The sequence below is a fragment of the Leclercia sp. AS011 genome (assembly GCF_037152535.1).
GTDB lineage: Bacteria > Pseudomonadota > Gammaproteobacteria > Enterobacterales > Enterobacteriaceae > Enterobacter.
In genome coordinates, this window is the sequence record NZ_JBBCMA010000001.1 from 1,028,836 (window position 1) to 1,049,959 (window position 21,124).

22 protein-coding genes are annotated in these 21,124 nt (G+C 55.9%); 14 read left to right on the plus strand and 8 right to left on the minus strand.

Annotated elements, in window-relative coordinates; all coding sequences use genetic code 11:
• Positions 1–3: 3 nt before the first annotated feature.
• Entirely contained in the window at positions 4–759 is a 756-nt protein-coding gene (locus tag WFO70_RS04765; protein ID WP_337014887.1) for an SDR family NAD(P)-dependent oxidoreductase, read from the minus strand.
• Positions 760–917: 158 nt separating this feature from the next.
• Here WFO70_RS04765 and WFO70_RS04770 point away from each other — a divergent pair, with 158 nt between their 5' ends.
• On the plus strand, positions 918–1,796 hold the full coding sequence (locus WFO70_RS04770; protein ID WP_337014888.1) for an AraC family transcriptional regulator: 879 nt from the start codon (positions 918–920) through the stop codon (positions 1,794–1,796).
• A 22-nt stretch (positions 1,797–1,818) separates the two neighbouring features.
• Here the strand turns inward: WFO70_RS04770 and WFO70_RS04775 are convergent, their stop codons facing one another.
• Entirely contained in the window at positions 1,819–2,748 is a 930-nt protein-coding gene (locus WFO70_RS04775; protein ID WP_337014889.1) for an aromatic alcohol reductase, read from the minus strand.
• Between the two features lie 139 nt (positions 2,749–2,887).
• On the opposite strand from WFO70_RS04775, the gene WFO70_RS04780 reads away from it, so the two are divergent.
• Positions 2,888–3,787 carry a LysR family transcriptional regulator gene (locus WFO70_RS04780; RefSeq protein ID WP_337014890.1) on the plus strand — a complete coding sequence of 300 codons (900 nt, stop codon included), beginning with the start codon at positions 2,888–2,890 and terminating at the stop codon, positions 3,785–3,787.
• Here the strand turns inward: WFO70_RS04780 and WFO70_RS04785 are convergent.
• On the minus strand, positions 3,772–4,713 hold the full coding sequence (locus WFO70_RS04785) for a LysR family transcriptional regulator (RefSeq protein ID WP_337016602.1): 942 nt from the start codon (positions 4,711–4,713) through the stop codon (positions 3,772–3,774). The two genes, WFO70_RS04780 and WFO70_RS04785, sit on opposite strands and share 16 nt — an antisense overlap.
• An 80-nt stretch (positions 4,714–4,793) precedes the next feature.
• Here WFO70_RS04785 and WFO70_RS04790 point away from each other — a divergent pair, with 80 nt between their 5' ends.
• Together WFO70_RS04790 and WFO70_RS04795 are read left to right on the plus strand one after the other, a co-directional pair.
• Positions 4,794–5,648, plus strand: coding sequence for an MBL fold metallo-hydrolase (locus WFO70_RS04790; RefSeq protein WP_337014891.1), 855 nt, complete (start codon positions 4,794–4,796; stop codon positions 5,646–5,648).
• Entirely contained in the window at positions 5,648–6,559 is a 912-nt protein-coding gene (locus WFO70_RS04795) for an NmrA/HSCARG family protein (protein WP_337016604.1), read from the plus strand. Before WFO70_RS04790 ends, WFO70_RS04795 begins: the two co-directional genes overlap by 1 nt.
• Here WFO70_RS04795 and WFO70_RS04800 read toward each other — a convergent pair.
• Positions 6,549–7,451, minus strand: coding sequence for an SDR family oxidoreductase (locus WFO70_RS04800; protein WP_337014892.1), 903 nt, complete (start codon positions 7,449–7,451; stop codon positions 6,549–6,551). The two genes, WFO70_RS04795 and WFO70_RS04800, sit on opposite strands and share 11 nt — an antisense overlap.
• Positions 7,452–7,551: 100 nt before the next feature.
• Here WFO70_RS04800 and WFO70_RS04805 point away from each other — a divergent pair, with 100 nt between their 5' ends.
• The gene (locus WFO70_RS04805) at positions 7,552–8,418 is read left to right on the plus strand and encodes a helix-turn-helix transcriptional regulator (protein ID WP_337014893.1); all 867 of its coding nucleotides are present in this window, start codon (positions 7,552–7,554) and stop codon (positions 8,416–8,418) included.
• Here the strand turns inward: WFO70_RS04805 and WFO70_RS04810 are convergent.
• Positions 8,357–9,262: an AraC family transcriptional regulator gene (locus WFO70_RS04810; protein ID WP_337014895.1), complete on the minus strand. Its 906-nt coding sequence runs from the start codon at positions 9,260–9,262 to the stop codon at positions 8,357–8,359. The two genes, WFO70_RS04805 and WFO70_RS04810, sit on opposite strands and share 62 nt — an antisense overlap.
• 97 nt (positions 9,263–9,359) lie before the next feature.
• Between WFO70_RS04810 and WFO70_RS04815 the strand changes: the two genes are divergently transcribed.
• Both WFO70_RS04815 and WFO70_RS04820 read left to right on the plus strand, forming a co-directional pair.
• Entirely contained in the window at positions 9,360–10,106 is a 747-nt protein-coding gene (locus WFO70_RS04815; protein ID WP_337014896.1) for an SDR family oxidoreductase, read from the plus strand.
• A 77-nt stretch (positions 10,107–10,183) separates the two neighbouring features.
• Positions 10,184–10,660 carry an SRPBCC family protein gene (locus tag WFO70_RS04820; RefSeq protein WP_181368352.1) on the plus strand — a complete coding sequence of 159 codons (477 nt, stop codon included), beginning with the start codon at positions 10,184–10,186 and terminating at the stop codon, positions 10,658–10,660.
• A 23-nt stretch (positions 10,661–10,683) separates the two neighbouring features.
• Here the strand turns inward: WFO70_RS04820 and WFO70_RS04825 are convergent, their stop codons facing one another.
• On the minus strand, positions 10,684–11,061 hold the full coding sequence (locus WFO70_RS04825; protein ID WP_337014897.1) for a RidA family protein: 378 nt from the start codon (positions 11,059–11,061) through the stop codon (positions 10,684–10,686).
• Between the two features lie 280 nt (positions 11,062–11,341).
• A complete protein-coding gene (locus WFO70_RS04830) occupies positions 11,342–12,136 on the minus strand; it encodes an AraC family transcriptional regulator (protein ID WP_337014898.1) in 795 nt (264 codons plus the stop codon).
• Positions 12,137–12,223: 87 nt separating this feature from the next.
• On the opposite strand from WFO70_RS04830, the gene WFO70_RS04835 reads away from it, so the two are divergent.
• Positions 12,224–13,414 carry an MFS transporter gene (locus WFO70_RS04835; RefSeq protein ID WP_337016606.1) on the plus strand — a complete coding sequence of 397 codons (1,191 nt, stop codon included), beginning with the start codon at positions 12,224–12,226 and terminating at the stop codon, positions 13,412–13,414.
• 77 nt (positions 13,415–13,491) lie between these two features.
• On the opposite strand, the gene WFO70_RS04840 is transcribed toward WFO70_RS04835, so the two are convergent.
• Complete coding sequence (locus tag WFO70_RS04840) at positions 13,492–14,424, minus strand: LysR family transcriptional regulator (RefSeq protein WP_337014899.1); 933 nt, start codon at positions 14,422–14,424, stop codon at positions 13,492–13,494.
• A 128-nt stretch (positions 14,425–14,552) separates the two neighbouring features.
• On the opposite strand from WFO70_RS04840, the gene WFO70_RS04845 reads away from it, so the two are divergent.
• The 6 genes from WFO70_RS04845 to WFO70_RS04870 all read left to right on the plus strand — a co-directional run bounded on the left by WFO70_RS04845 (position 14,553) and on the right by WFO70_RS04870 (position 20,998).
• Positions 14,553–15,950, plus strand: a complete 1,398-nt coding sequence (locus tag WFO70_RS04845; protein ID WP_337014901.1) for an amidohydrolase family protein — start codon at positions 14,553–14,555, stop codon at positions 15,948–15,950.
• Positions 15,951–15,964: 14 nt separating this feature from the next.
• The gene (locus WFO70_RS04850) at positions 15,965–16,429 is read left to right on the plus strand and encodes a DMT family transporter (RefSeq protein ID WP_337016608.1); all 465 of its coding nucleotides are present in this window, start codon (positions 15,965–15,967) and stop codon (positions 16,427–16,429) included.
• A gap of 60 nt (positions 16,430–16,489) precedes the next feature.
• Positions 16,490–17,350, plus strand: a complete 861-nt coding sequence (locus tag WFO70_RS04855; RefSeq protein WP_337014903.1) for an SMP-30/gluconolactonase/LRE family protein — start codon at positions 16,490–16,492, stop codon at positions 17,348–17,350.
• 352 nt (positions 17,351–17,702) lie between these two features.
• On the plus strand, positions 17,703–18,317 hold the full coding sequence (locus WFO70_RS04860; RefSeq protein ID WP_337014904.1) for a hypothetical protein: 615 nt from the start codon (positions 17,703–17,705) through the stop codon (positions 18,315–18,317).
• 469 nt (positions 18,318–18,786) lie between these two features.
• Positions 18,787–19,530 (plus strand): Slam-dependent surface lipoprotein, encoded by a 744-nt coding sequence (locus WFO70_RS04865; protein WP_337014905.1) that lies wholly within the window; start codon positions 18,787–18,789, stop codon positions 19,528–19,530.
• Between the two features lie 52 nt (positions 19,531–19,582).
• Positions 19,583–20,998, plus strand: coding sequence for a porin family protein (locus WFO70_RS04870; protein WP_337014906.1), 1,416 nt, complete (start codon positions 19,583–19,585; stop codon positions 20,996–20,998).
• The last annotated feature ends 126 nt before the right edge of the window (positions 20,999–21,124 follow it).

Here is a 21,124-nt window from a genome sequence, read left to right on the forward strand (position 1 = left end):
CGGTCAGATGGTCTGTCCGCCCGACACCTCGATACGCTGGGCGGTCACCCACCGGTTGTCGTCACGCAGCAGGCTGGCGACCATCGGCCCAATATCGTCGGGCACCCCGACCCGCCCGAGGGCGGTCATGGCGGCAAACTGAGCGTTGACGTCGGCATTGTCGCGGACCAGCCCGCCGCCGAAATCGGTCTCAATGGCTCCGGGGGCGACGGTATTGACGGTGATACCGCGCCCGCCCAGCTCGCGGGCCATGTAAAGGCTCAGCATTTCGACTGCCGCTTTGGCGGCGGCATAGGCCGAGAATCCAGGGTAGGAGACCCGGGTTAATCCGGATGAAAAGTTGACGATCCGCCCGCCGTCCGCCAGCAGCGGCAACAGCGTCTGGACCAGGAAGAACACCCCTTTGACATGGACGCTGAACAGCCCGTCGAACTGGGCTTCGGTCGTATCGGCCAGGGTGGCAAACTCCCCGTGACCGGCGTTGTTTATCAGGTGATCGAAGCTGTCCCGCCCCCAGACCTCAGCAAGCTGTCCGCGTAAGGTGTCGGCAAAAGCCGGAAAGCTTGCCGTCTGCGTCATATCAAGCTGGAGGGCAACCGCCTTGCGGCCCAGCGCCCGGATCTCCGCCACCACCGCTTCAGCCTGATCCGTATTGCCTCGGTAAGCGACGATGACATCTCCTCCCTGGCGTGCGATGGAGAGGGCGGTATTACGACCGAGGCCACGGTTGGCGCCGGTGACGAGTGCGATTTTGTTCATGATAGTTCCTTGCTGTTGGATGGTGTCCTTACAATAGGGGAAGCCCACCCGCCCGCATTGCCCGATCCTTGTTAATTTTTGCTCATTTCTCTTTCCGGGGTATGTTTCGTCGCCAGATATCGCATACTATCGCTTAAAAACTTGCCTGAAAGGATCCTATGCCCACTGCACTGCTTGAGCTTTGCCGCCGCTATGCGGATACCTGCGCCGACCCGAGTGGGGTGGCCGTTACCCCGGTTCCGGGGTTAACCATTGTCCGCGCGTTGCATCCCGGCGACCTGCAGGCGGCCATCAACAGACCGTTGATTGCCATGCTGTTGCAGGGTCGCAAATGCGTGACCACCGGTACGGAACGGTTTGAGTATGGGCCGGGCGAGGCGATGGTGATTGCGGCGGATGTGCCAACCACCAGCCAGATCGTTCAGGCCAGCCTTCGCCATCCCTACTACGCCCTGGTGCTCGAGCTGGATACCGCTATCCTGCGTGAGCTGCAGGATGCCGTCCCCGCAGAGCAGCAGGACGGCCCCTGTGTCGGTATTGAGCCGATGAACGCCGAGGTCACGGATGCGGCCTGCCGGCTGGCAAGACTGTTTGACCATCCCCACGCGCTGGCTGTGTTGGGCGAGGGGTTGCGCCGGGAACTGCACTACTGGCTGCTGCGCAGCGTGCATGGGGCGGCTATTCGCGCGCTGGGCGCAGTGGATAGTTACGCCGGGCGAATCAGCCGCGCGGTGGCGGTGTTGCGTAAGGATTTTACCCGCACGATAAGCGTGGAGGAGCTTGCCGACGTGGCGGGGATGAGCGTCTCCGTGTTCCATCAGCATTTCCGGGCGATTACCACCACCTCGCCGCTACAGTTTCAGAAACAGCTGCGCCTGATCCACGCCCGGCGACTGATGCTGGCGGAGGGAACGGGCATCGCCCAGGCGGCTTACAGGGTGGGCTATGCCAGCGTGTCGCAGTTCACCCGGGAATATGCCCGGATGTATGGCGTGCCGCCGGGGCGTGACCGGCGGATGGCAAAAGTGAGCGTGTGAAGCGGGACGGCTCCGTTGTTAACTAACGGGCGGTTTTGAGCCAGGAGGCAATATCCTGAGTGGGCAGACTGTTTTTCGCGTTCCAGGTTTCGGACATCGGCCACCACATTCCGTCCCCCCGGGCGAAGGCGGCGCGATAGCGCAGCATCAGGTCATCCGGCTGATTTCGCAGTTCCTCCAGTAACGCGGGCAGGGTCAATACGTGTTTCGCAAAGGTCTGCCCGGTTACGCGTTCAACCGTCTCCGCCAGTTGGCCATAGGAGGTTGTTTCGCCTGCAACAAAGACCACTTCGTTGACGATACGCGGCTGCTGTAAATAGATGGCGGTGGTCAGTCGGCCAATATCCGCCGGGGACGTCACCGTGACCTGGGTGTCCCAGCCCCCGAGCGCATGAATCGTTTTTTGCGATAAATTCACCACATCAAATGCCGGCTCGAAGAGAAAGCTGGTAAACATCCCGGTTGATACAATGACCCATTCCGTTGCGCGCTGTTCCCGCAGCAGGGTTCTGACATCATACTGTTCGTCCCAGACGGGCTGGCCGCTTTCTTTGCCGACCACATCGTAATTGACGCCAAACTGCCAGGGGAAATAGCGCCTCACGCCTGCCTCCAGCACCGCGCGGGTAATTTTTAGCTGCGTCCCCGCGCCCGCCACAAAGCCCATGCAGTTGATCACCGTATCAAAGGCCGCAAAAGAGATTTTTAACACGTCAACCGTGCTGGTCGCCACGTCAACCGGGATAAAGGTTGCGCCCAGATCGGCCAGCTGTTGATGGGCAGCGGAGAGCAGGTTGCCCTGCGTATCGAATGAGCCGGGGGAGACCATGACGCAGACGCTGCCCTGTCGCGCCGTCACCGCCGGGATCAGCGCGTCCAGCACGGCGGCACCCAGTTGTCCCGCCCCCAGCACCAGTACATTTTCGCCTTTGACGATATTATGTTCTTTCATTTTTCTACCTCAGGTGAGTAAGCAGCGTGTTTGCTACGTTAAAGGCAAGTTTATGGCAGGGGGCGGGAATCGATAAGAGGCTGCGGGTGGGTTAGACTGTTCGTTAAAATGGCATAATCAACCTGTTCGGGGGAAGGAGATGGACAAGCTGGCGTCAATGCAGGTCTATGTCTGTGTGGTGGATACCCGTAGCTTCGCCAGGGCGGCCGAAGTGCTTGGCGTGCCGCGTTCCACGGTATCCCGGGTGGTGAAGGCGCTGGAAGCCTGGCTGGGGATCCAGCTTCTGCAACGTACCACCCGCAAACTCAGCGTGACCGCCGAGGGGCAACGCTATTACGCCGAGTGCAAGCGGGTGCTGGCGGATATTGCGACTATGGAGTCGTCCTTTCCCGGTCGGTCGGCACAGCCCAAAGGGCGTTTTAAAGTGGGGATGCCCCAGTCGCTTGCCCGGCATTGCATTCTCCCGAGGCTCCCCGACTTTTTGCAGCACTATCCTGAGCTGGCGCTGGTGCTTTGTTCCAGTGATAACGTGGAGGATATTATTCAGGAAGGGTATGACTGCGTGATTCGGACCGGCAGGATCGATGACTCCACAACGCTGGTGGCGCGGCCTCTGGCGAACTTTACGTGGGCGGTGCTGGCCTCTCCGGCCTATATTGCGGCCCACGGCATGCCGGAGAGTATTGATGACCTCGAAAGGCATCACGCCGTGGGGTATCTCAACCACCGCACCGGGCGCACCACCGACTGGCTTTTTACGCTTGCTGATGGCGATTGCGCGATCCGGATGAAGGAGACCCTGGTGGTCGATGACACCGACGCCTATATTCAGGCCGGTATTCAGGGGCTGGGACTCATTCGCGTCGCCAGCTATCTGGCTGCCCCCTGGCTTCGAAGCGGCGCGCTCGTCTCCTGCATGGAAAACTTCTCGTATGATTTGCCCCTTTCGCTGGTCTATCCGCAAAACAGGTATCTTCCCCCTGCGGTGCGCGCGTTCTATGACTGGAGCCGCGCGGTGCTGCATCAACCGGCAGACTGAGGGGTAAAGCGCAGCATGGCGGTTTTTAACTCTGCCATCAGCCAGTTCAGCGCGGGATCCTGCGCCCGGCGCTTGTGGCGCAAAATGCACAGCGTAAACCTGGGGTAATTGACGGGCGTCGCGCTGGATCGTAACGCAAAATGCTGCTGCCAGCGTTGGGCCAGCCCGTCGGGAACGGTGGCGAAAACGGGGAGGGTGGTGAGCAGCAGCGGAAAGGTCGAAAAATTCCCGGTAACGTAACGCACGCGCCGTTGCAATCCCTGGCTGGCGAGCTGGCGGTCAATTTCGCTGTGGCTGGATTCGCGATACGACACCATGACGTGCTCATGGGCGGTAAAATCGGTTATCGACAAGGGCTCCTCACAGGGGATCTGACTCGCCGACCAGAGCGTGGAGACGCCCATGGTCATCACGGGCTCGCTCAGGATCTCCCCGGTACTCTGCTTGTTCAGCGAAACGGCAATATCAATGACATCCTCTTCCAGCAACCGGCGAACCTGATAGGGATCGGCGGCAACCGTATGCAGCCCCACGCCGGGCGCGTGATGGGCGATGGTGGGCAGCAGATCCGGCATCAGCCAGTGCTCGCTCCAGTCGCTGATGCCCAGCCGAAAAGTGTGCTTTGCCGTGGCGGAAGAAAACTCCTGCGCGCCAAACATCACGCTGTGCAGGTTCTCCATCAGCGGCTGCATATGGACCATCAGCGCGTCGGCGCGCGGGGTCGGCAGCATCCCTTTGGCACCGCGCACGAACAGCGGGTCATTAAACATCTCCCGCAGCCTTTTCAACGCCCCGCTAATAGCCGGTTGCCCGAGATGCAGCACCTCCGCGGTACGGGTGACGCTGGCTTCCCGGTACAACACCAGGAACACCGTCAGGAGATTCAAATCTATCCGGCTAAAATCATTTTCAATGATTTTCTTCATCATATTAATCAATTTGAATGTTAGTGGTGCCAGCAGCATAGTGAGTCTGATCCTGATAAATCAACCCCAGAGAGGCCGTTATGCAAACTTACCGGATGGGCGACACGGTTATTTTTAAGGTGCTGGAACGCGAGATGAGCATCCCCAAAGCGGAGTTATATCCTGATTATCTCCAGCCCGAGGAGGACGACCGGGCCCGGCAGAAGGTTCCGCTTTCGATCCATAGCTGGGTCATACGTACCCCCGACGATATTATTGTGATTGATACCGGCACCGGTAATGGCCGCGATCGCGGCGGTAATCCGTTCTACCACCAGGTGCACTCGCGCTATCTGGAGAATTTTCTGGCCACAGGCATTAAGCCGGAAGAGGTGACGCTGGTCTTAATGACTCATCTGCACACGGACCATGTCGGCTGGAATACCCTCTGGCGGGATAACCGCTGGGTGCCGATGTTTCCCAACGCGCGTTATATCTGCTCTGAGAAGGAGCTTATCCGGGTAAAAAACAGCGAGCGCTACCGCAATTTATGGCTCGACAGCCTGTTGCCGGTCATTGACGCTGGTCTGCTGGAAACCATTGATGTGGCGGCGCAGCCGGTATTCGGCGGCAGAATCACCTATACGCCGACGCCCGGACACAGCCCCGACCATGCGTCACTGATCCTCTCCGCTGGCGGCGAATATGCCTTTTTTGCCGGCGATATCGCGCATTCTTCGCAGCAGTTCAGCCACCCGGAATGGAATTCGGTGTTTTGCGGCGACCATACGCAGGCAGAAAAATCACGGCGTCAGGCGATGGCCTGGTGTGCGGAACATCGCGCCCTGTGGTGCAGCGCCCATTTCTCCGGCTCCTCCTGCGGCTGGCTGAACCTCGATGAAGAGGGACAGTATCACTGGAGTGAGGCAGCCTCTTTTTCCGGGAGTACACAATGATGAATAAGACGTCTACGATTCTGGTTTTTGGCGCAACGGGGCAGCAGGGCGGCTCGGTGGCGAATGCGTTGCTTAACAACGGTTGGTCGGTGCGCGTGATGGTGCGCAACCCCGCCTCGCCGGCTGCACTGGCCCTGCGGGATGCCGGGGCGGAAGTGGTAACCGGGACCTTCGATGATATTGCTGCCATGAGAGGGGCGATGACGGGGGTATACGGCGTCTTCAGCGTTCAGCCCAGTTCGCCCGGCGGGACGGTAACCGACGACGATGAAGTGCGCTATGGCAAAACGATCGCCAGCCTTGCCGTCGAGTGCGGCGTCCAGCATCTGGTTTACTCTTCAGGCAACGCAGCGGGTGATACGCCAACGGGGGTGGCGCACTTTGACACCAAGGCGGAGATCGAACGGCATATCCGGACTTTGCCCCTCACCGCCACCATCGTGCGGCCAGCCGCATTTATGGAGCTGCTGGTGATGCCCGGGTTTGGGCTTGATGAGGGGCACTTTCACTTCTTCATGCAGCCCGAAGGGGCGATGCAGGTGATCGCCGTGGAGGACATCGGCAAAATTGTCGCCGCCGTCTACGCGCAGCCGGCGCGGTTCAAGGGCAAAACCCTGGAAATCGCCAGCGATGTCGTCACCGGTCTGCAGCTGCAGGAGCTCTTCTCCGCCGCGGCGGGGCGGCCCATTCCCTATTCGCGTTTTTCCGATGACGAACTGGCCGCCAGTCCTTTCCTGCAACAGCTGACCGCGCTGGTGGATGACGGGCAACTGACAGGCCAGGCCGATCTGGACGCAATGCGGCAGATGAATCCGCACCTGCAAACCATGGCGTCCTGGCTGGCGGGAAGCGGGCGGGTCGCTTTTGAAGATGCCCTGGCGACCTCTGCCAACTGGGCGTTTAACCGGTAGCCAGCGTCGCGTAATCCATATTCTGTAGATCCTCGAGCAGGCCGGGGCCGGCAGGATGCCAGCCCAGCTGCTGACGCGTCCAGGTGGAGGAGGCGCGCAGGTCCATGGCGGCAAAAATGGCAAACCAGCCAAAATGCGCTTCCGCCTCTGAAGGTGAGAGCGATATCAGGGGCAGATTGAGCTTACGGGCCACGATTTCCGCGATCTGCCGGAGGGGAACGCCTTCTTCGGCAACGGCATGGTAGCGCTTCCCGTTTTCACCCTCTTCCAGCACCCGCCGGTACAGCACGGCAACATCGCTGATGTGCGCCGCCGACCAGCGGTTGTCGCCGTCCCCGATGCAGGCCACAACGCCTTTCTCCATCGCGTGCTGAATGTACCAGGTGATGAGGCCCTGACGCCGGGTGTCATGCACCTGGGGCAGACGCACGACCCGGACATTCACCCCTTCCGCCAGCAGCGCATTGCCCTCAAGTTCGGTAGCCACCCGGGGATTAGCGTTCCCGGCCTTGAATTGATGTTCCTGCGCAATGGCCGTAGCACCGTCATCGCCGATGCCGGTTCCTGAGGTGACGATCAACGGGCGATCGCTGCCTTTCAGCGCCTGGCCCATGGCATGGATAACCCGTCGGTCCTTGTCACAATTCTCGGCGAAACGGTGAAAATCATGATCAAACGCCGTATGGATCACCGCATCAGCACGCTCTGCGCCTGCGGCTAAGGTTCCGGGATCGTCCAGCGTACCGCGATGAACCTCGGCACCCGCACGGCTGAGCGCCTGCGCGCTGCTCTCCGAGCGGGCAAGGCCGATGACCTGATGTCCGGCCGCCAGCAGTTCAGTGAGGATCCGGGAGCCAATAAAGCCACTTGCGCCGGTAAGGAAAACTCGCATAACACACCTCCAGATTAGGGTTCCGGAACAGAGTAGCGCTATAGTCAGACGAGAAAAGTAGAGACATTATCAGGGTATAAACCTTAACAGGATAACGGCGATGCAAACGGCAATGCAGTCACTGGGCGATTTCCTGCGGGCACGGCGTTTGCGCCTCGATCCCGCTGCGTTTGGCTTTATCGCGGGCAGACGCCGCACCCCCGGTTTGCGGCGTGAAGAGGTGGCTCAGCTCGCCAGTATCAGCCCGGTCTGGTACACCTGGCTTGAGCAGGGGCGCGGCGGTGCTCCGTCGCGGGAGGTGCTTAACCGTATCGCCAGCGGGCTGCGCCTGACCTCTCCGGAACGTGAGCACCTGTTTATTCTGGCCTTCGGGCACCCGCCCGGGACGCAGTTCACCGTCTCTGCCGATATCACGCCGCGTTTGCAGCGGGTTCTGGATGCTTTCAGCATCCCGGCAATCGTCAAAACCCTCACCTGGGATGTGATCGCCTGGAATCGTGCCGCCGCCTGCGTGTTAACCGATTATGCGCAGCTCTCCGCGGCGGAGCGTAATGTGCTGCGCCGGTTGTTCACCGATCCGCAGGTCCGCCGGGCGCAGGCTGACTGGCAGGCAATCGCCCGGCTGGTGGTTAACGCGTTTCGGGCTGACGTGGCGCGGGCAGGGACCTCAGCGGAAACCGACAATCTGATTGCCGAGCTGTCCCGTCAGAGCCCTGAATTCGATGGCTGGTGGCGCAGCAACGATGTCGCCAGTCACGGGGAGGGGGGGAAACGTATTTATCATCCCCAGGCCGGGGCGATAGACCTGGAGTTTTCGACCTTTGCGGTGGAGGGGCGACCGGATCTGACGATGCTGGTGTTTAACCCGGCGACAGAGGAGAGCAGCCAAAAAATAGCGTCACTGGTCAGGCTGTCCCTGCCCGATGCCGGGCATATTTCCCCGGCGGAACACCCACATAGCGGGTAAAGGCCACGCTGAAGGCGCTGGCCGAGCCGTAACCAATGCGCTCTGCGACCTCCGCGACCGTGACGCCGGTATGACAAAGCTGCTGCATGGCCAGCGTCATGCGCCAGGAGAGGAGGTAGCCCATCGGGGTGACGCCGGTCAGTTCCGTAAAGCGCTCAAACAGCGTCGAGCGCGATAGCGCGCAGCTGCTGGCCAGCGCGTTCACCGTCCACCGCCTGGCAGGATCCTGATGTATCAGCCGTATCGCCTGGCCGATCCGCGGATCGGCCAGACCCCGCACCAGCCCGGGCGTGGCGAGGGGCGTGGCAGAGCGGATGGCCTCGATAAACAGCAGCTCAATGATACGCGCCAGAACGAAGGCTTTTGCGGATCGCTGGGCCTGCGCTTCATCTTTTAACAATCCCACCAGCAGCGAAAGCCGCTGTTCATCGCGCACAAACACAAACTCCGGCAACAGGGAGACCAGCAGCCCCGCATCGGGGGATTCAGACATGCAGTGGCCGACCAGCGCCAGCATTTCCGGGGCAGCGTGCGTATCCCCCAGCCTGAAATGCCTGTCGGCTATTTCGACGGGGGTGGTGTTCACCTCCAGCGACGCAGGAGGAACAAGGCTCGTCAGGGCAAAGTGATACGCAGCGGGTATCAAAATAAAATCCCCGGCGTGAAGCGGGAGGGGGTCATGCCCTTCAAGCTCAAGGCGACACCCACCTTCAAGCACCGCGCAGTAGAAGGATAACCCCTCGTCAGAACGGCGGATCCGCCAGCTTCCTGCACCTGTCACCGTTTTGGTCAGCACCGCTTTGAGCTTTAGCATGGCGATGGCTTCGGCTAACGGGTCGCTCATTTCCGGACTCCGGCTAATGAATAATGGATTTTTGAATATAGTCCGTCCGGCCTGGGCTGTCTATTATTTGCTCAGGTCAACCCCATCAGGAGTAAATATGAAAACGGTTATGATTACGGGCTGTTCATCAGGTTTTGGTCTGGAAACCGCACGCTATTTTCTGGAGCAGGGCTGGAAGGTGATAGCGACAATGCGTACCCCGCAGGAGGGGCTCCTCCCGCAAAGCGAACGTTTACGCCTTCTGGCGCTCGACGTCACCTCTCAGCAGAGTATCGAACGGGCTGTCGCAGACGCAGGCGATATCGATGTTCTGGTCAACAATGCCGGGGTGGGCATGTTGAACGCCCTGGAAGGCGTCTCCCCGGAGGCGGTGAGGGAGGTTTTTGAAACCAACACCCTTGGCACCCTCGCCATGACCCGGGCGGTAATCCCGCAGTTCAGGCAGCGGCGTTCAGGCACCATCGTCAACGTCACTTCCGCTGTCACCCTGCAACCGCTCCCGCTGCTGGCGGTGTATAGCGCCAGTAAGGTGGCGGTCAATGCGTTCACGGAATCACTGGCGCTTGAGTTGGCTCCCTTTAATATCCGCGTGGGGCTGGTCTTGCCCGGACGCTCGCCAGCGACCCGTTTCGGTGAAAATGCGCAGCGGATCATGGGGGAGATCCCCGAGGCGTATGCCGCCTTCAGCCAGCAGATCCTACATGGCATGCGGGATGCGCATGCGAAGGTGACGCGTCCCGAGGAGGTGGCCCACGCCGTCTGGCAGATGGCAACCGATCCGGATACGCCGATCCGTCTGCCAGCCGGAGAGGATGCATGGGAGATGGCCGGTCAACGCCGGTGAGTCTTCTCCAGACCGGGTCAGCATCTTTAGCGGATATCCGACATACTTACTCTGTACCCTGACGGGAGAGTAGCGCTATGGCTGACTATCGGTTTTCCACCATCTGGCGGGTTGAAGCGTCGGTTCAGGAGGTCTGGGAGATCCTCTCCCATCCGGATTTATGGCCCGAATGGTGGGGAAGCCTGGTGCAGGTTATCGAACTAAAGAAAGGAGATGTGCGGGGGATTGGTGCCCTGCATCGCTATACCTGGAAAGGGGCGCTTCCGTATCGCATCACCTTTGATATCCATGTCTTAACGATCGAGCCCTTATCTCTGCTGGAAGGTGAAGCCAGCGGCGAGGTGGAAGGGCGCGGCCTGTGGTCCTTGACCGCTCGGGGGCGGGAGACCATCGTCCGCTATGACTGGGATATCCGCACCACCGCCCGCTGGATGAACCTTCTTGCGCCGCTGGCAGGCCCGGTTTTTCGCTGGAATCACCACCGGGTGATGCGCGACGGCGCAAAAGGGTTAGCCCGGCGATTAGGCACACGGGTGGAGGTGTGTACCGGTTAAAAGAGCAGGGCGTGAGTAAGGCCTCAAAGGCCGAACAGAGCTTCTATTTCAATTGAGAGATCCGCGGAGAAGAGGCGGCTGACTTCCACCAGCGAACTGGCCGGCAGGTGCTCGCCATAATTTTGGTACAACACTTTACGTAGCGCGTCGATCTCCGCAAAAGAGGTGATGAATATAGTCACTTTAATAAGAGCCGAAAAGTCAGTGCCTTCTGCGCTGGCGATTTTCCTGATTTGGCTGAATATTTCTTCAGCCTGCTCACAAATACCTTGATGTTGAGCCGCAGTGCCAAAGGCAGTAAGACCGGAAATATAGAGCGTGTTGCCATGCTTTACTGAATGGACGTAAGGCGCCTTAACTTCACCTAATTCAGGATAATTCGTTCGAATCACATTACTCATTTCACAGGCCTTTTTTAACGTAAATAAACCACCACCTTACAATATTATCTCCAGATTAGTGACGATTCGGTGGCACCACGGGAAGGGTATATGTAAATGGCATAGCTCGCGCCCGAGCAGCTTATGGTTCGGACAGCCCGCCATTCGACATTGTTCTGAGTCAAACCCACCGTGAGCGACGATACAGAGGTAATGCTTTCTCAAATGCCCAAGGGGTAAGACGTCTGCGAGGAGCGGACGCTGGCGTTCTTTATAAAAATCCGGTTTGTGTTGTTTTGCATTAGTTTAGAGACGAAAAATATTGCGTCGGTGATTTACCCAGTGCTTTTCTGAACATCGTAATAAACGCGCTGACCGAATCATATCCCAGTGTTCCGGCTACGCGCTGCACGGACTGACCTTCAGACAGATGGCTCAGGGCAATCATCAAATGCAGTTGCTGACGCCAGCGACCAAAGCTCATTCCTGTCGCCCCTTTTATCAGCCTGGCCAGAGATCGTTCGCTGATGGCCAGATGAGCAGCCCACTGCTTTAACGTTCGCCGATCATCAGGTTCATTGAAGAGTGCCTCAGCCATATTCCGGATTTTAGGATGGTCGGATACGGGAAAATGGAGCGCTTCAACCGGCACATCCGGAATATGCTCCAGCAACACCGCTGCGAGCCTGGCAGTTTTACTGTCAGGAGAATAAGTCTGTTCCTGCTCTGCCAGAAAAAGAACAAGCTCGCGGACAAGAGGGGTCATAGCAAGAGTACAGCAGGTTTCCGGCATTGCTGCCGCTCCGGGTTCGATAAACAGAAAGCAGGTATCTGCATTCCTCGTGACCCGGCAACTATGAGGGATTTCACCCGGAACCCAGACTGCATGTCCCGGTGGAACAAGCCACAGCGCATCCTCAACCTCACAGCTCACTGCACCGCGCAAAGAGAGAATAAGTTGTCCCTTGCGATGAGCGTGCGGACTCTGCCCGACATATTCACCTGACGATGATACATGCAGGGCAATAGCAGCCTGACTGAAAGCATCGGCGTTAAACTCCTCCGGCGAGGTCACAGGTTTTTTATTAAATGGCATGATTTAGTTATATGTTGTCAGGTTATCTATATTCTGTAACTCATGCGTTCTTTAAAGTCTTTCTTTTTTCCAGAGAAAGCAAAATTTATGTCCCACACTACGAACAAGTGGTCTTCAATCATACTTGTGACCGGCATCCTTTTTATCGCCATTAACCTGCGTGTTCCTTTTACCGCTATCGCACCCGTTTTAGAGTCTATTCGCCATGATTTTGGGCTAAGTATCACAGCCGTTGGGTTGCTTAACTCACTGCCATTACTGGCCTTTGCCGCCTTTTCTCCCGTGAGCGCATCCATCTCCCGCAAGTACGGTCTGGAACGCACCCTCTTTGGTGCCCTGGTCTTAATTTCAGCGGGCATCCTGCTTCGCTCCACAGGCAGCGTCTGGGCGCTTTATGGCGGAACCATATTAATAGGTATCGGGATTGCCCTGGGCAATGTCCTTCTGCCAGGTCTTATCAAACGTGACTTTTCCGGCAACATGGCTTCCGTGACGGGGGCGTATTCCATCACTATGGGTGCCGCTGGCGCCATTGGTTCAGCCATTGTCATTCCTCTGACGCAGAGCTGGGGCTGGAACATCGCATTAGCCATGCTGGTTATAGCACCGCTGCTTGCGTTGCTTTTATGGTTGCCTCAGTTAACGAACAAGCATCAGTTGCCAGCAGCGGGTGAGAAACAAGCGGCGTCCGTCGCGGTCTGGCGCTCGCCTCTGGCATGGCAGGTCACCCTGTTTATGGGCCTGAATGCGATGCCGTTTTATGTTGCGGTGGGCTGGCTGCCGGCCATTCTTACGGACAGTGGACTCTCCTCAGCTCAGGCTGGCGAGGTACACGGCATCCTTCAGCTGACCACCGCCATTCCCGGCCTGATTCTGGCGGCCACGCTGCGTCGTCTCAACGATCAGAAATTAGCTGCTGCTGGCGTCAGCCTGTTAACCGCGGTGTCCTTTATCGGCATCCTGTATTTGCCGAATATGGCGATGCTGTGGGCTGCGCTTCTCGGCTTCGGCTCCGGTGCCAGCATGATGCTGGGTCTGACATTCATCGGGCTGCGTACTAAAAACGCCGGTGATGCTGCCGCCTTGTCAGGCATGGCGCAGAGTGTCGGTTATCTGATGGCGGCGATGGGTCCGCTGTTGCTGGGCAAAGTACAGGAGTTGTCCGGAGGCTGGACGGTGCCATTACTGATGACCGCAGCAATCGCAGTCGCAGGTGCCTTCACCGGAATGGCTGCCGGACGAAACGCTCACCTGGAACCTGCACTGCAGCCGGGCTGAATTCACAGACACAGCAGGGGAACGTTCGGTTCCTCTGCTGAGGGGGTTATTAATTGTCGTACTGAAGAGCCGTCCTCTTACCGGAGCCGTCTTTTACCGGAAAGACCTTTCTCAACTGCGCCTTCGTTGAAAAGTCCGGAGACCCAGTCAGCAAAAGCACGCACGGCGGGAGAGAGAAAACGCTGATGCGGATAGAGCATCGTTACCGGCACGGAGGGGGGCTGCCAGTCCGCCAGAACCTCGACCAGTTTGCCTTGCTGCAGATTCTCCGAAATCACATTCTCAGCAAGCTGAGCCAGCCCAAAACCCTCAAGACACAGTCTGATGTAGAGTCCCGTTTCGTTAACGGCTGCATCCCCCTCAACCGGAACAAAGAAGGCCTCAGTGCCTCGTGTAAAGCGCAGTTCACTAGTACGTCTTCCAGAACCGGAAAAGTAATGAATCGCCCGATGCTGAGACAACGCTTCAGGCGTCTCAGGGACACCGAACTTCCTGAGATAGTCCGGCGAGGCGCAGGTCACCCAGCGAAACCGGCCAAGCGGACGGGCGACCAGTGTGGAGTCCGTTAATTCACCGGTTCGTATGACGCAATCCACCCCTTCCTGCACAAGGTCGACCTGCCGATCGCTCACGCCAATCATCAGGTAAATATCCGGATAAAGCCGGTAAAAGTCTTTCAGGTTGGGCATGACGATGAAATGGGCGATCCCACCAGGCATATCAACCCGCAGTCGCCCCTGAGGGCGTCTGAGGGAATCAGTCAGGCTGGATTCACTATGTTCAATCAGCGACAGGATCTCACGGCACTGCGCCAGATACTGCAAGCCTTCAGGAGTAAGGCTGACCCGTCTTGTCGTCCGGTTAAGCAAACGCACCTGCAGGTATCTCTCCAGGTTTTTAATCGTGCTGGTGACGGTGGAAGAAGGCAGTGAAAGCGTTTCTGCCGCGCGAACAAAACTCCCGGCTTCAGCAACCCGCGTGAAAACCTGCATAGCCTGAATCCGATCCATCGTTCTGCTCCGGGTAAAAGTGAGTCTGATTATTCGCGAATTATGAATTATGAAAACACTTTACGCATCTTTTTCAGGCTAATGGCGTGGCGTATCGTTTCCTCATTGATCAGGAAAGAGGCAAGTTTATGGCCGGTTACATCAGAAATATTGTTAACAACCAAAATGTCACTTCACAGGCTACGTTGATTCGTGGGGCGACGATACTGAGCATGGACGAGAGCGTCGGTAACATTGAGCGTGGTGATATTCTCATCAACGGCTCAACGATTACCGCCGTGGGCCAGAACCTTGATGTGCCGGGTGCGCATGTCATTAATGCAACCAATATGATTGCTATGCCGGGAATGGTCGATTCTCATCGTCATGCATGGGAAGGGCAGCTGCGCCGTATTAATCCAAACGCCACCTGCCTGGACGACTACAGCAACGCCACACATTTCTCGTTCGCAAAATATTACCGTCCTGCCGATATCTATGTCGGCAACCTGTTGACGGCGCTGGGCGCTATTGACGCAGGCATCACCACGATGATTGATAACTCGCACAACAGCCGAACCGCAGCGCATTCCGATGCCGCCGTCGAGGCCCTGCTTGATACCGGTATTCGCGCCATTCATGCTTCCGGCGCACCGGTAGCCGGCGAATGGGATAAAGCGCACTGGCCGGGAAACTGGCAGCGTCTGCAGGAGAAGTATTTCACCGACAACCCTGAAAGCCTGGTCTCTCTCGCCGTAATGGCCCAGTTGGAGCCAGAGTTGTGGGCCGAGGCCCGCAGGCTGGGGCTGTCGATTGTCACGGAGTTCTTTGGCGCTGAGATGGGGGCTGAACTTGAGTCGCTGCATCAGCAGGGGCTTCTGGGGCCGGACAATATTTTCAATCACTGCACGGCGCTGCCTGACCGGGGATGGGAAATTCTGCGGGAAGCGGGTGTGCGGGTAAACGTCTGCCCACGCTCAGATTCGCACTATGGCATCGAAAGCGGGATGTTCGCCATTGAGGCCGCACAGCGTCATGGCATCAAGCCTGGCCTGAGCGTGGACAATGAAACGTCGTACAGCACCGACATGTTTATGGAGATGCGCGTCGCCTTTTACCTGCAGCGGGTAATGGGCATGCATCAGCAGCAGTGCTGCGATGCTGAACAAACGCTGAAAACGCTTCCGGCGGCGCAACTCCTTAAAGCCGCGACTCTTGATGGTGCGGCCTGTGCAGGGCTGCAGGAGAAAGTGGGCAGCCTGACGCCAGGCAAGCAGGCTGACCTGGTGCTGATTAACGCCAGTGATCTCAACCTGTACCCGTCCGGAAATGCCTTTGGCACGGTGGTACATGCCGCCGAGCGCAGCAACATCGATACCGTCATGATCGGCGGGCGCATCGTTAAACAGAACGGTAAGGTGCTGGGCGTAGACAGCGCGCGACTGCGTGCGGCGATTGATGAGTCGCGTGAGCACCTGTTTGCCGCCTCTGGCTACCAGCCTGACATTTTTGCTGACGCCTTCCTGCCGCTGGAGCAGGCAGACTGACCGGGATGAAAAGCATGATTTATTACGTAATCGCGTTTGCCGCCGGTCTGGGGATCACCCTGCAGACAACCCTGAACAGCCAGCTGGCAAGGGGACTGGAAGGTGATCCGGTCACTGCGGCGCTGTTTTCCTTCACGGCGGGCGCGTTCAGTCTGGGGATTTACGCACTGCTCAGAGGCGGGTTAATGACATCGCTGGCGGCGATCCCGTCACAACCCCTCTGGAGTCTTGCGGGCGGCCTGATAGGCGCATGTGCCCTGTTCAGCTATGTCGTGCTGGCGCCGAAAATCGGATTTTCAGCTCTGCTCGGACTGGCGATTGTCGGACAGTTGCTTTCCTCGCAGATGATTGACCATTTTGGCTTGCTGGGCGCTGTGCAGCGCCCGGTTTCGATAGTCAGGCTGGGGGGAGTGGTTGTCATGCTACTCGGACTTGCTGTCATGCTTTTCGGCGATCGGCTCTCTGCACGTTTTCTGTAGTAACTGCGTTACCCACTTTTGCCATCGTGCAGTACGATCTTTTATATCCGGAGGATTAACATGTTTTCAATTGCAGCTGAGGTCAGGAATACGCTGGGAGAATGCCCGCTGTGGTGTGAAAGAACCCGCAGGCTCTACTGGACTGACATTGAAGCCAGTGAACTTCTCGCCATAGAAGAAGGTATTGATGTTGTGATGCGCTGGTCGCTGCCTGAACGTCTTGGCTCCTTTGCCCTGACTGAACAGGATCACATTCTGCTGATGGGATTCGCGACAAGGCTGGCTTTCTATGATCTCAACAGCGGATTAATTACCCCAGTGGACACTTCACCTGGAAACATCGGTACCCGCATAGGTGATGGACGGTGCGACCGTGCCGGTAATTTTTTCTTCGGGACGATGGATGACGATTATCCCGTTAAAGTCATCGGTAAGTTTCATCGACTCAATGCGGCAACGCTGACTGTTGAGACGTTTGCATTGCCCGATGTCGCTATACCGAACAGCATCTGTTTCAGCCCCAATGGTGGCACGCTCTATTACTGTGACTCGATGCAGGGTCGGATTATGTGCTGCGATTACCCCTCGCTGCAAAACCAGCGCGTGTTCACCAAAATCGAAGGTGGCGGCGCGCCTGATGGTTCCTGCGTTGATGCGCAGGGCTATCTGTGGAACGCAGAATGGGGCGGCAGTCGGGTTGTCCGATACAGTCCGGGGGGAGAAATACACAGCATTCTTTCTGCTCCAGCCCTCCAGACAACCTGCCCGGTGCTTGGTGGTTCGTCACTCAACACACTTTTTTGTACCAGTGCCCGGGTAGGACTCGCAGAGCCAACCGCTTATGACGGTGCGCTTTTCAGCATTCGGTCACCTTTTTTTGCCGGCTTACCAGAAAGCCGATTTGCAGCGCACAAAATATAACTTCTGGCATTTGATCTGATTCAGGCTGAGAGACAGCGTCCGCCTCTGGCGCAGGGCTGATGTTGCAGCCTTACAAATTAAACTTCAATAGACTCAGTTATCTCTAGAGTATCATCCACTTCAATACCGAGATAACGGACTGTACTCAAATAATGTAAACAAGAATATTCTTAATGCACAAAGTATGACCTAATAAGTTTATAAGTAAGTAACATAATTAAAAGAAAATAATGGCCGCAGTATGCTCTCACATTCATAATCAACTTGATGAGAATTTATCCCATTAAGTTGCATAGCAAACTCTGATGATGTAAATTAAAATCTTAAATTCATTGCAATTATCAGAGGGAAAATGAAAATTCGCCTGCAATACCCCTTATATTTAGTAGTTTTATCTTCTTCACTTATGTCTCTATCAGCTAATGCTATTCCTCCTGTTAAGGCCGTAGACGTTAAATCATTTGATGTTGGCGGTGTTAAAACAGGAATGAGTATTGAGGAAGCGCAAGCTGCAATGCAGAAAAACTTTGGTATAAAGCCTGCTCAAATAAGAGCATCAAAGTCGATGGAAAGTCAGACTCCAAGTATCATTACAGGGAGTCAGCAGATTATGCATCTGGTATACGAAGATAAAGGTACCCGCATGCAGGTGAATTTCCAGCCCCGTGTTCCTTATAACAAATCTAATCCGATGGCTGTTTCGCAGGTTCTCTATGAAATACCATGGACCAAAGAAAATGAAAACAATATGGTCGAAGCAGCCTTGAAAAAGTACGGGCCGGTATCGACGGGTGGTGTATTTCCTGTGTGGTGTGAAAAACCAATGCCTACTTCAGGAATGGGCTGTGAGAGCGGTACGGCAAGTCTTTCTATGGGAAACACGAAAATTGAGCTGATTGATCCTACATGGCAAAATGCTGTCATAAATTACATGGATCAACAAAAAAAGACTAAGCCTATGTTGTAAGAAATGAATCCGGATTCATTCTAACTTTATTTTAGTTAGTCACTGAATCCGGATTCACTAAGCCACGAATCAAACACTCGTCATAGCATTATCCACTCCTTTTGGTGCCTGAACATCGCATTGAGTATCGTTATGTATTTTCTGATGTAGGCTGTAATAGCGACTTTTTGAGGCTTTCCACCTGTAATACGATGTAGTGAAGTCGTTGTATTAAGCCGGAGAGAGATTGAATAAGAGCACCTGATAGAAAGCCTGTGGCAAAAGCGCTAATTATTCGACTTAAGTAAAATTAATGCCGTTTAACAACCTCCCAGCCGCAACGATGTATAAGTGCTTGTTAAGATTAATCTTAGAATTGGCAAAAATAAGGACTAATCATTAGAGATGCTGAATGTTTTGGCGTAAATTTATTCGAAAAAATTATGTTACAAATCCTACGAATTTATTCACAACCAAGGACGTTTAGCGTATGGGGATCTTAAAACCTGGTTTATTACTGACCGCTTTTGTGCTGACTGCGTGTGGCGGCGGAGGCGGAGGCGGTGGTGGCGGTAGCGACAGCACGCCCCCGGAAACCACTGCACCTGTGCAAACGGATAACGGCAATACGGGCACCACGCCGGAAACGCCTGCCACGGCACCGACCAGCCTGACCACCGGCGGTACCCTTTCTGGTTGGACCTACACCACCCCTGAAGGCCGGGAATATGTTATGCGCGGCACCGGGATCTCTGCGGGTCTGGTGCAAACCCAGCGGCTTACCCGTGACGACCGCTCCCCGGTCTCCTCAACGTCATGGTGCTGTGGCCGTATGAGTTACACCACGTTCGGTACCTGGACCCAGTATGAAAAAGGTCAGCATGACGTCTTCTACACCGGGGATGCCACGCTTGCGGCTAATGTGCCAACCCAGGGAACGGCGACCTATGTGGGGCACGGTATGCGCGAAGATGTCCTGAGTGATGCTCGCTTTAACATTGATTTCGCGGCGAAAACCATCAACGGCACCATTACCGGAAATGATACCTTCGGTAGCGAAATTGCGATGCAGGGCAACATTGCCAACGGTGGTTTCACCGGTAATGCGCAATCCGGCGGGGAGGCGGGGACATTCACCGGACATTTCAATGGTCCCACGGCTGAAGAGTTAGGCGGTCTGGCGCAGTTTGCCGACACCACTAAAAACGCATCCTTTGGCGCGACACGTCAATAAATCGTTTTCCGGTCAGCCTTGCTGACCGGACCTTCAGATGGTAAGCCTTTCTATGAATATTTTGCGTACTGGCGCACTGAGTTTGCTGTGCCCGCTCAGCGTTGCGTTTGCTGCGCCGCCGGAAACCGACTCGATTCCTGCTGCTCCTCACTTTGAACGACTGACCACGCCGGACAAGCGCACCGATCCTGGCGATAAGACGCTGCATGTTACCAATGCTCAACTGGCGGAAAAGCCAGAGCTGGCGATGGCGCTGCTCGATCAGGCTATTCGTGAAGAAAAGTGGCCGATGGTTCGTGCCATTTTGCCTGTCTATGCGGCGTCGCCCAATCCGGATCCTACCCTGATTCATTTTGCAAAAGCCGGGCTGGCGCGCAGTCAGGGACATTATGCAGAGGCGATTGCACACTATCGCGCTATTCTGAGCAGTCATCCTGACTTTGCTGCGGTGCGTCTGGATTTAGCGCGTGCCATGTTTGAAAACCGTCAGTTTGACGCGGCTGAATATCAGTTTCGTCGGGTATTACAAAGCAATCCGCCTGAGAATATTCAGCAGGTCATTGCACGCTATCTTGAGCGTATTCAGAAAGGCAGCGCATTAACGGGCTCATTCAGCGTGAGTTATTTGAATGACAGCAATGTGAATAATGCTTCATCTGGTAAAACCATTCGGGTTGGCGATCGTCTGTTTATTCGTAATAAGGATAGTTTCCCCCAGCGCGGAGAAGGTTTCTGGTTCAATGGCGCATTACAAAAAGATGTTCAGCTCTACGATCAGCATGGCCTGCGATTTCTGGGTACGGTAAACGGTAAGAGTTTCTGGAATAATCATGATTTTGATGATATTACCACCCGTGCTTATGCTGGATATCAATGGCGTAATTTCCGACAACAATTTGCCCTGTTGCCATTTTATGAAAAAAGATGGTACGGCACCGACGCGTACTCTTCTGGCCCTGGCGTTCGCGCCGAATACAGTTATTTACTGACGCCCACCTGGCAGGTGAGTCAGGCGCTGGAATATCAGAAACTGGATTATGATAATGAAGATTATCGATTCTTGCGCGGGCAAAACCGTTACTCTTCCACCACCCTGTCCCATGCCTTCAGTAACCGGGTGTCAGGATTTGCCGGCTTCGATTTGCTCGATCAGCAGACCTTCACGCGCAGTGAATCTAACCATCGGGTAGGGTTGCGCAGCGGGGTGCAGGTTGATATGCCCTGGCAACTCTCTTTTGCCGCTACCACGGCCATTGCCAGACGCAATTACCAGGCCGACAGTGATATCTTCTTGACGCGACGGAAAGATAACGAACAGATCTATAACCTCTCGCTCTGGCATCGCGACCTCTATTTCTTTGGGGTGATGCCGAAACTGAATTTCACCTATAAGCGGGTCGATAGCAATATCGATTTCTATGATTATCGACAGAGAAATATCACACTTTCTATGGATAAGAATTTTTAACAGACTTTTACCAGGCCATTCTACTGAGTGGGCAAAAAAGTCTGATACGAAAGAATGAAATTAACCTGAAAAGCACGCTCCGGCGTGTTTTTTTTAATTCTTGAGTTGGTAAAAGGTAAACGTGGC